Below are 9,893 nucleotides of genomic sequence, written 5' to 3' on the forward strand. Positions count from 1 at the left end.
ACAAAAAACGTGTAAATCCCTTGATATGACTGGGTTGAATACACTTTTCAGGGTGTGACGAAAACGTCACACTTTTAAACCTTTTTGTGACGTTTTCGTCACACCTAAAAAAATACAAATAATCAATTAAGTGGATAATACACTTTAAAATACATATAAAAAAGACTATATCAAATTGATACAGTCTAAAAAAATCTAGTTGGTAATTTTACTTTTTTACCATTTTGATCTTTAAGATTTTTCAAAGAATATTGAAACAATCTCATCGTTAATTTATCAAGTTTTACTTCATTTTTTCGAGGTGCACAAATCATTATGTAAGGATTTACCACCCATGTTCTAGGACTTACAGTGCGACCATTTTCAATAATTTGTCCAGCACCTTCTGGATTAAGTAAAATCTCTTTTTTCTTTAATGAATTCATAACCAAAGAAGTTTTTTCTCTTGATTTCCCTATCATTTCAGCAATTTCAGAAACAGTTGCTGCTTTTGGTAACTCAAAATCTTCCTCAACGCTCTTTCGTTTCCTTTTAAATTTATCATCTCTACAAATAATAACATTACTTCTAAATTCCAAATAAGCTTGAATTCTAAATAAAAAACTTTCTTCTGCTTGAGTTAAATAACCAATACTATTCAGCAAATCTAAATTTCTATGCATTACTTGATTAAATGGCTCTCCAGCAAATGGATCTTTATTAGTTCCAACATAATGGTCTTCTCCAGTTAATTCTTTTAACTGTTGTAAAAGAGATTTTTTTAGTTCTTCAGCTTGGTCTCTTTGTTTTCCATCTCTCTCAAAATCTCTTTTTCTAGCATTTCTATCAGCTTGATTTAAAGCTTGTCCCAATTCTTCATTCATTGTTAATTCCTCCTCTAAATTGAGGGAATCAACAAAAACACCTATTTTTTGCTATTTGATTATAAATCAAATTATGATAATCTATAATCAGATAATTGAAGTCTAGGTATTTTCGTAGAATACCCTATAAAAAGAGTCATGTTCCAGCATGGCTCTTTTTTTCATTCTATCACGTTTTCAATAACCTTGAAGATAAAAACAATGTTTCCCTATTTTTTTACCGTTCCATATCAAAACCTCGATGTTTATTAATTTCTTTCTTATGTTCATGTTCAAATTGATTATCTATTCCCTTGCTACCCAATTCATTATTAACAAGCCCTCTAAACATTTTAAAACGCTCTCCAAGAACTTTTTTTGACAGGTTATATAAAACTCTTATATTTTCCCGCAAACCCCTTATATGAGTTTTTAAACCGCTTATTTCAGTATGCAATTCTTTATTTTCTTCTCTCAATTCACGATTTTGTTTATGAGAATGATTTAAAGCAAGATTATTACCCTCTATTGTTTCTTCTAAATATTTATTATCTGCTCGTAAGCTCTCATTCTCTTTTACAAAATCTGTTTTTTTCAAACGATCATAATCCTTTTTAATAGTAACCGCTGCATTCACTTGTTTTGTAAATTCTTGATATTGTTCCGGGGATAATACATAATTTCTTGTCTGTTTCTTTGTAATTTCAGCTTTCCCAAACATTTTATCTTGTACTTCTGTTATTACTTCTCTACGCAAAAACGGAATCACCACAGGCTCATTTGGCACTTGATCTGTAGCACTATCTAATTCTTTTTGCATTTGTTTTACTCTTTTTTCTAACTCTACATGACGCTGGCCAATTAGCTGTAGCTTTTCACTTTCACTCTCTACTTCTTGTTTCACTATCTCTAATTCTTTGTACTTATCAACGGCATCACTTTCCAAACTCTTTTTCGCTACTTGTAATTCGTTTGTTTTCTCTTCAACGTTTTTTAAATGATGGTCAATCGTTTGTAACTGCGTTTCTTTTTCTTGTACTTGATTCTCAACAATCGATTTTGTTTCTGCATATTCCTTGTATTGACGGACTTTCATGTATTTATGTGAACCTACATTAGCACGTTCAAAATTCGGAATGTGTTCTTTCGCTAATTGTTCAATATAGGCCGTTTCTAATTCTCTCCAATGTGCAATTAACTTTCTTCCCGTTCCTTCTACACCTTGTTGCTGCAAAGCTTTATCCATTCCGACACGCCTCGTTAATCCTCGACTACTTTCGAAATTTGGTACATAGTTAATATGTAAATGCGGATTCGCTTCATCATCATGTAAAACCATGTTATAAACCGCTAGGTTTGGATTTCTCTCTTGAAACGCCTCTGCATACTGTTTTAACGCTTCCTTTTTGGCTTCCCTATATTTCGAGTCGTCTTTACCTTCCCCAATCGCCACGACTAATTCTCGTTGCTCATGTGTCTTATCATCTTTATGTATTTTGTCATAATAATCATCAATTTTACGGTCATTCCGTTTTTGTTTCTCGTTATACTTGTCCACTGCTTCTTGAAAGACATCCTTGTATACACTTCGGATATCCTTTTGAACAAAGTAAATATTCTCCTCTAACCTGGATGGATCTATGCCAGGATTTCCATGAATATTTTCTCTGTTATTGTGGCTCAATGAACTTTGGTGAGATTGATTAAATGAGATAGAACCCAACATAAAATGCCACCACTTTCCCTAGATTAATTGATACCATAAGTCTAGCAAAGCGACGAAATGAAGTCAATTAGAGTAACCCTATACTTATTTTGACACTTACGCATCAAAATCGATAGGGGTCTGCGACGCTTTTCGGCTCCGCCGAGCCATGCTTAGCATGGCAAAACCAGACCTTGGACTTTGTCCAAACCTACTGGGGAAGAATTCCCCAGACCCCCTTAATCGAACTCCCCAACCCCTCAATCCTTGAGGGGCTCCCTCGCCGGTTGGCATCCCCAAAACGGTTCGTTTTGAGGAAATGCCAAGAGGGTGATACTTCAGCTGCACGTATCAACTCCTTAATGCTCCTTTCATGGATCAGCACAAACCGCTGAACCATTCCAGTCCGCTTACCGCTGACACTTACCGATTATTTTCCCTCTCCCAATAATCATTTCGCCAGTTGTTCCAATCGCTTATTAAATCTTCTGTCATAAGCAATAATAACCTTTCCCCTGGCGTGACCCCGTTTAGTTTTTAGACATATTATATAAATGTTTATTTGATTATTAACTGAGGTGAATTATTGTGATAAATCCTTACTATATTAAAAACAGGGCAATAGGCGGAGTCTATACAGCCCATGGAGCTCAAGCAACAATGCATGCAGTATATCATGCAATGCAGCATATGCCATACTATCAACATCCAGCTATACCTTATTATGAAACCATACAATATCATCCCTCTATAGAATATACATCTCAAAGTATATATCCTACTATTTTTACAACAATTCCACTTTATTAACCATCCTCTTGTTTTTAATTACTTTTAATTTCACTAAAAAAAGCCAAAAAATGACATCAAATAAGTCATCTTTTGGCTTCAAAACATCTATAAAAATTTTATTATTTCTCCTGATTTTCTACTTTCTCAGTTTTAGAACTGAATCCATTTTTAAATCCATCCGAAAAATCACAACCACCTAATGAAAAAACAAATACACATAATAGACCTATCATAATACCTTTTTTGTAGTTCACCCTATAACATCCTCCATAAATACAACTTAATATTGTAATTATAATATATAAATTAGAAATATCTATGAAAATAACCTTAAATAATTAGATTGTTGTTATCATTTATGAAAGTAAACTTTTGAATAGAAATTTACATTCATAAAAATAATTAATCTTATTCAAAACTGTAAATACTAAAAGACAAACAAAGAAAATCTATTTGTAATAAAAAGCCTAGCAAAACCACATTATATATATTAATATATTACTATATTGATAACATGTGGAATGAGAGGCTTTTAATGAATAAGAAAAAAATAGGTTTATTAATTTTAGTAATCATTATTCTTTGGTTTGTATTTCCTCTTTCACCTTATTTAGCAGATTTAAATCATACAGAACAAAAGTTATATGATAAATTACAAAAATCCCAAGATATTTATACACTAAAAGAGCAAAAACCTAAAACAATAGTAAGATTATATTTACATTCAATACAAGAAAAAAATTATGAAATAACTTATCTTTTCTATAAAAATGATGAAAAAATGACCGAGGAAAAGAAAGAATTTTTAAAAGAAGCATCTGAATTTCATAAAACAATTCTATCATCTTTTAGATTTGCAAGATCATCCGTAATAATAAACGAAGATTACAAGGATTCCGCAGTTATTAATATGCCCCCATGGATAGGTACCAACATTCAATTCCATATGTATAAAAAAAATGGAACATGGTTTATATACGACGTTCCTTTTCAATAATTAAATAATATATCTTATTGATTTATCAAAAAGAATGCTGAAATCCCAGGATTCTTTTTATATTTTTGAAAGTAAACTTTTAGATATTTGTTTACATAAAATAAAAAGAAGATCAAACTAGAAAAACAATCTAGTTCGGTCTTCTTTTTATTTTAAATTCATTAATGATTGCTTTTTTTACATCACTATAAAATACCATCATCAGCATTCCCAATATAGTTATAAATAAAGAAATACCTTCAATTCCAATAAATATCCCTATAAATATAAGAACAATACCTATAAAAAAGCCAAAATCATTTTCATCCTCATCGTCCTCACACTCATCCTTATCCTTTTTATCTAACTCCTCCCTAGCATCCTCTGATCCCTTTATTAACTCATCAATTGTTACTTCATATAATTCACTAAGTAAAATCAAATTATCAATATCAGGATAACTTTTGTTGCTCTCCCATTTATAAACAGCTTGTCTAGTCACTCCAACCTTTCGAGCCACATCTTCTTGTGAAAAGCTTTTTGATTCACGAAACTTTTTCAATTGCGAACCTAAATTCATATTATTCACCTCTAAGAAATCATTACATATAAACCCTTAATCAATAAAGAAACCATTAATCTAATACATGTAAACTAATGGTTTACATATTTAAATCCTTACTAAATCACCCTTTATATTTAATTAATACAATGTTATCAGAAATTAAAAAAAGAATCCCATAAACATAGGACTCTTTTTTACTTTTCTCGAATGTAAACTTTTCAATATTAGTTTACATTCATTCCCCCTAAACCATTGACTTCTCGCCAATTTCCCTGATATCCTCAAAATACAAAACAAAAGTATACATTCAAAACACTATAAATAAAGAGGTCAAAATCCATGAACAAAAAACCACATCTCATTGATGTCCAACCTATCCGTAGCAAAGAACAGATCGAAGACATGAAATGGGCTCTCAAACGTCATTGTTCTGAACGAGACTATATTCTGTTTCTTATCGGCATCCATACCGGCATCCATACCGGATTACGTGTAAGTGATCTACTCCAACTGGAAACACAAACCATAATAAAATTAAAACGGAAAAAGAGAAAAGAGTTCAAAATCAAAGAAGGAAAAACAAAGAAAGAACGCATGATTAACCTTACTTCCATTTTTGATGAAGTATACTCTTATTCTCAAACTCTAGATAATACCTGGTTATTTCCTTCTCGAAAAGGAGACAAATCCATTAGTAAGATCCAGGCTTATCGACAATTGCAAAAAGCCGGAGATTTTGCCGGTGTAGAATCTATCGGGACACACACTATGCGCAAAACCTTCGGTTATTGGTTCTATAAACAAACAAAAGATGTAGCCATGTTGCAAGAAATTCTAAATCATAGTACACCCCAAATCACACTAAAATACATTGGAATTAATAAAGAAGAAAAAGACAATGTACTTGATAATTTCTATATTTAAAATCTATCAAAAAAACGACATCTACATAGATGCCGTTTTTTCTGGTGCTTTTTTTGTAAATTGATATAAAGCAATTGCACCCAAAATAACAAGTATTCCTTCAGGAGCATCTAATAATACCGTTTTCCATGTTTCTGAAATTAATAATTCATTACCTGTAGAGGCTTTATAATATCCTTTTACACAACCAATAGTAAACTGAATTACAGATAAAGAGACAAATAGCCATAAACCAAATCGAATCATTTTTTTATCTTTAAACATATAGCACCCCTTAAATAGGAAATCATAATATTAAATAAAATATATATACTTTCCGTGTTTCTGTCAACAAATGGATAATATATATTTTATTTCAAATCAAAACTTATACAAAATTTATCCCCTATAATTTCTCTTATTAACTATATAATTCACCTTCCTAATTCTTAATTATCAAGAAGATAAATCACAATAAAATGCTCCGCAACAGATCATTGCATGCTTTTTTTATAACGCTACGATGCGTTTCTTACTATTTAACATTAGAATAATTAAAGTAATTAAAGGAGGTACATATATGGACATTGGAAAAAAAATAAAACATTTAAGATTAATAAATAACATGACACAAGAAGATGTAGCCAACCAATTATTTATTTCAAGACAAGTTATATCTAAATGGGAACTAGGAAAAAGTCTTCCCGATCTAACCAATTTATTAGCCTTAAGCAATCTATTTAATGTTTCTATTGATTCTTTATTAAAGGAGGATTCAAATTTGCAAAATCAGATAATAAAACAAAGCAATTACAAAAGATATTTATTAATAGCCTTTCTCTACATATATTCTTTAATTACTATTGTTGTTATATTTTATTGTCTCATTGCCTTTTTACTTATACCAAAAGATATAAAAACATCAGACCTAAAAGTTATTAATTCCCACTTTTATCAAGAAAGCGATAAAAAAGAAATTCTATATATTTATAGTAAATTAACACCTTTCTTCTCCAATTATTCAGGAGATTATAGCATTCAAACAAAAGAACATGAAATAAACATTCATGCTAATAAAAATTCAATTCCTTTTAGAAATAAAGATGTTTTATTTTCAATTGAAAAAGATATACCTCATGGAATAGATTGGTAAGAAAAAGATGTTTACATTGTAGACGAAAACAATAAAAAAATACTTATATATAACCATAAAAACAAACAACTGTATTACCAACTAAAAAATTAAAAAGTAGGCGATCAAAATTAAAAACATTTATAAATATATTTTTATAATAGCTACGCTTATTCTTAATATAATTAGTTCTCTACTGATTATGAATACCGGATTTGCACCAGGTAATATAGTATTTGCTATTACATTTTTATTTTTCACCATGCTATTCCAATCAACTACAATGCTATTTATTATATATATGATTAAAAATGATACATCTAAAAAGATGAAAATAATATTATATGTTTTTTTAACACTAGATATATTAATCTTTTTATTCTTAATAAATATGACATATATAGTAGCAACATCATTGAAATATTATTAACATTTTTAATAGCAAGGGAATGCTTGTAGACTGATCTATACTGCATTCCCTTATTCTATGTATGCTAGATTGCTATTCTTCTTTTCCGACATTAGACCTTACAAAGAAATAGCAACCACATTTAATTTTTAAACAAACCGAAAAAACCCTTCCGATTTCGTTTCCGATTTTCCTTCTGCATATCTCTTATGTTTTCAAGCAATAGCTGATCCCGCTTCTCTAACTTCTTCTCTATAAAAACTTCTAATTCGCTATTTTTACTCTCTACTTCTGTTAACTTTTTCTCTGTATTAACTAAATGCTCTTTGGTTGTAACTAATTCATTCGTAATCTCCTGTAATTTTTGAACAAGCGCTTGATTAAACTGATTTTGTAATTGCTGATTTTCTAATACTTCATCCAATTTCTTTTCTAATTCTGATTTTTCTTCTTTTGAAACAAACGAATCAAGTTCTCCGTTTCGCCATGCTCTAACCTGATCATAAGACCATTTTTGTACCTGTATTTTTTCCTTTATTGCTTTTAATTCTTCTATATTTCCCTTCGAGTATCTACGATGTCCTCCCTGGCTTCGCTCCGTTTGTATGTTAAATTCGTTTGACCATACTTTTAATAAATCGGGTGTCATCCCTAAAAGATCCGCAACGATTTTCGGTGTATGCATTTCCGATTTTAGTTCCAATTTTCATTCCTCCTCTAAAAACGGAATACGTTTTTTACTCATAAAACACGATTAAATCAACATTTCAATCAAAATCGGAATACACTTGCAACCGATATAAAAACCGATTTTAAAAACGATTTAAAATCGAAATACATTCCGATTTTACCACCGATATGTATTACTTCTCGATACTAACATCAAAAACTTTTTTATTTATACAAGATTTTATGCAAAAAAAGAGTAGCGGGAATTCGGAGAATCCCCGCTACATCAACGATGTATAAAATCATGTATATGAGATAAATAGATAGAAAGATAAGAAACCTGATAAACACAAGGATTCTATCCAAGTATTTGCTACCGATAATGAGACGTTATGTTAACTTTACATGCATGTTTATTAATCACCTAATTAGAGATATGTGATCTAAACTTAACCTATTCGAGGTACTAAGTTTTTTAATAAGAATAGTCATTTATTGTTATGATTAAATTTATAATATCTTTTAGGGAGGAACTCAATTTGAAGAAAACATTAATTGTTGGAGCATTATGCTTATCGATCGCTGCTTTAACTGTATTTATTAATGGCGATGAAGAGACATACACTGAAGCAAACAAAAATGATATTGTTTTACACTTATATAAAGAAAAATCTAGAAATCTAGAACGATTTGAAACATTTTCTCAAAATGTAAAAGATAAAAAAAGTGACGAAATACAAATTAAAAATTATTTCATTGACGAGGAGGCAAAAGTACCGAGTTTAGAAACTGTAACTTATCAAGAGGAGAAATTTACTTTTACTAGCAAGTACAAAAACTACAATAGAAAGGATATTTGTAAGAAGTTCGTTACTCCTCAAGAAACACATGATGTGGCGTATATGCTAAGAGATTGCGAACAGTCAGAAGATGGTATTATACTTCATAATACAGCGAAGGACGGTGAAGGAGTACACTCCATAAAAAATAAATCTATTGAATTTATTGAAGTTGAGGGGGATAAGACCTACATATTCGTAAAACAATTTGATGTTGGAGCATTCGTGAACGCTATCACCCATATCGGGCATACACATTCAAATACATCTAGTACACACAAGCCAAATTTCAAAGTAAATGTTCACTTTTTAAGTGGAACAACTCAAACATACTATTTGTGGATTGATAAAGAGAAATCACAAGGAATAATTATGGATTCAGAACAAACAAACCAAGGACATGAAATCGATAAAATATTTGTAGATAACATCATAAAAGCGTTAAATTAAAACGACATATTTTAATGCGCCTCGTTAAGATGCAATTTTAAGATGATTACATTGAACTCCATTACTATGTTAAAAATTGACCGCCATCACAGGCGATTTTCTTATGCTCTCCTATACTTCCAATAACGATAATTATGTAAACGAGCTGTCCATATGGGCAGCTTATTCTATTTTTTTACTTAGCTTGTTTTTTTCCAAAATGCTGGCGATACCTCGTTTTGTTCTTGTCTTTTGATCTCAAATTTGCTTTTTGGCTAGAGTGCTGGCTCGTCGTGTGGGGACGAAACCCCACGTATTAAACGTATCGAGTTTTTAGATAAGGACTATTTTTGAACGAACGATCTAAGCGGTTCGGCTCGTATACTTGCTAGTCCAAGTCGAGAACCATTGTTTTGCTTTTTGTCTGTCGGCTTGGCGAGAAAAGCACACGAGCCGAAAAAAGTTCCGCAAGGACATCATAAAAAAGAATAGGCGTTAGCCTTTAGGTGAGGATTTACGAACCGACTTTTTTATGATGAAGGTGGAGATTTTTGAGCGTTGTTTGCTCAAAAATACGACCTGTTCCTTGCGGAACTTTTAGCCTTTAATAATAGTGATAATAGAGAGCATCT

Annotated in this window: 10 protein-coding genes and 1 pseudogene; 5 read left to right on the forward strand and 6 right to left on the reverse strand. The window is 30.9% G+C overall.

From position 1 onward, the window contains the following. Positions 1 to 185 precede the first annotated feature (185 nt). Entirely contained in the window at positions 186 to 863 is a 678-nt protein-coding gene (locus tag MKX77_RS30520; protein ID WP_199715786.1) for a Rep protein, read from the reverse strand. A gap of 217 nt (positions 864 to 1,080) precedes the next feature. Next, the gene (locus MKX77_RS30525; protein ID WP_341308757.1) at positions 1,081 to 2,568 is read right to left on the reverse strand and encodes a plasmid recombination protein; all 1,488 of its coding nucleotides are present in this window, start codon (positions 2,566 to 2,568) and stop codon (positions 1,081 to 1,083) included. 567 nt (positions 2,569 to 3,135) lie between these two features. Here MKX77_RS30525 and MKX77_RS30530 point away from each other — a divergent pair. Continuing rightward, positions 3,136 to 3,357 carry a hypothetical protein gene (locus MKX77_RS30530; protein ID WP_341308758.1) on the forward strand — a complete coding sequence of 74 codons (222 nt, stop codon included), beginning with the start codon at positions 3,136 to 3,138 and terminating at the stop codon, positions 3,355 to 3,357. A gap of 101 nt (positions 3,358 to 3,458) precedes the next feature. On the opposite strand, the gene MKX77_RS30535 is transcribed toward MKX77_RS30530, so the two are convergent. Next, entirely contained in the window at positions 3,459 to 3,593 is a 135-nt protein-coding gene (locus MKX77_RS30535; RefSeq protein ID WP_341308759.1) for a hypothetical protein, read from the reverse strand. A 281-nt stretch (positions 3,594 to 3,874) separates the two neighbouring features. Between MKX77_RS30535 and MKX77_RS30540 the strand changes: the two genes are divergently transcribed. Continuing rightward, complete coding sequence (locus tag MKX77_RS30540; RefSeq protein WP_341308760.1) at positions 3,875 to 4,336, forward strand: hypothetical protein; 462 nt, start codon at positions 3,875 to 3,877, stop codon at positions 4,334 to 4,336. Positions 4,337 to 4,466: 130 nt separating this feature from the next. On the opposite strand, the gene MKX77_RS30545 is transcribed toward MKX77_RS30540, so the two are convergent. Further along, positions 4,467 to 4,895, reverse strand: a complete 429-nt coding sequence (locus tag MKX77_RS30545; protein ID WP_135217156.1) for a helix-turn-helix domain-containing protein — start codon at positions 4,893 to 4,895, stop codon at positions 4,467 to 4,469. A gap of 324 nt (positions 4,896 to 5,219) precedes the next feature. On the opposite strand from MKX77_RS30545, the gene MKX77_RS30550 reads away from it, so the two are divergent. After that, positions 5,220 to 5,804: a tyrosine-type recombinase/integrase gene (locus tag MKX77_RS30550; RefSeq protein WP_341308761.1), complete on the forward strand. Its 585-nt coding sequence runs from the start codon at positions 5,220 to 5,222 to the stop codon at positions 5,802 to 5,804. A 21-nt stretch (positions 5,805 to 5,825) separates the two neighbouring features. On the opposite strand, the gene MKX77_RS30555 is transcribed toward MKX77_RS30550, so the two are convergent. After that, positions 5,826 to 6,068: a DUF3937 family protein gene (locus MKX77_RS30555; RefSeq protein ID WP_016107356.1), complete on the reverse strand. Its 243-nt coding sequence runs from the start codon at positions 6,066 to 6,068 to the stop codon at positions 5,826 to 5,828. Between the two features lie 295 nt (positions 6,069 to 6,363). Between MKX77_RS30555 and MKX77_RS30560 the strand changes: the two are divergent. After that, positions 6,364 to 7,029: pseudogene (locus MKX77_RS30560) on the forward strand (helix-turn-helix domain-containing protein). A 437-nt stretch (positions 7,030 to 7,466) separates the two neighbouring features. Here the strand turns inward: MKX77_RS30560 and MKX77_RS30565 are convergent. Then, the gene (locus tag MKX77_RS30565) at positions 7,467 to 8,027 is read right to left on the reverse strand and encodes a MerR family transcriptional regulator (protein ID WP_044439906.1); all 561 of its coding nucleotides are present in this window, start codon (positions 8,025 to 8,027) and stop codon (positions 7,467 to 7,469) included. 505 nt (positions 8,028 to 8,532) lie between these two features. Between MKX77_RS30565 and MKX77_RS30570 the strand changes: the two genes are divergently transcribed. Then, positions 8,533 to 9,282: a DUF4362 domain-containing protein gene (locus tag MKX77_RS30570; protein WP_341308762.1), complete on the forward strand. Its 750-nt coding sequence runs from the start codon at positions 8,533 to 8,535 to the stop codon at positions 9,280 to 9,282. Positions 9,283 to 9,893: the final 611 nt, after the last annotated feature.

Origin of the sequence: Bacillus sp. FSL R9-9410, assembly GCF_038050385.1 — a bacterium.
Taxonomy (GTDB): Bacteria; Bacillota; Bacilli; order Bacillales; family Bacillaceae_G; genus Bacillus_A; species Bacillus_A cereus_U.

What these genes read in the sequence shown, in the direction of transcription:
- MKX77_RS30520 (WP_199715786.1), bottom strand. Translation starts at nt 863, where the DNA reads ATGAATGAAGAATTGGGACAAGCTTTAAATCAAGCTGATAGAAATGCT.
- MKX77_RS30525 (WP_341308757.1), bottom strand. Translation starts at nt 2,568, where the DNA reads ATGTTGGGTTCTATCTCATTTAATCAATCTCACCAAAGTTCATTGAGC.
- MKX77_RS30540 (WP_341308760.1), top strand. Translation starts at nt 3,875, where the DNA reads ATGAATAAGAAAAAAATAGGTTTATTAATTTTAGTAATCATTATTCTT.
- MKX77_RS30545 (WP_135217156.1), bottom strand. Translation starts at nt 4,895, where the DNA reads ATGAATTTAGGTTCGCAATTGAAAAAGTTTCGTGAATCAAAAAGCTTT.
- MKX77_RS30550 (WP_341308761.1), top strand. Translation starts at nt 5,220, where the DNA reads ATGAACAAAAAACCACATCTCATTGATGTCCAACCTATCCGTAGCAAA.
- MKX77_RS30555 (WP_016107356.1), bottom strand. Translation starts at nt 6,068, where the DNA reads ATGTTTAAAGATAAAAAAATGATTCGATTTGGTTTATGGCTATTTGTC.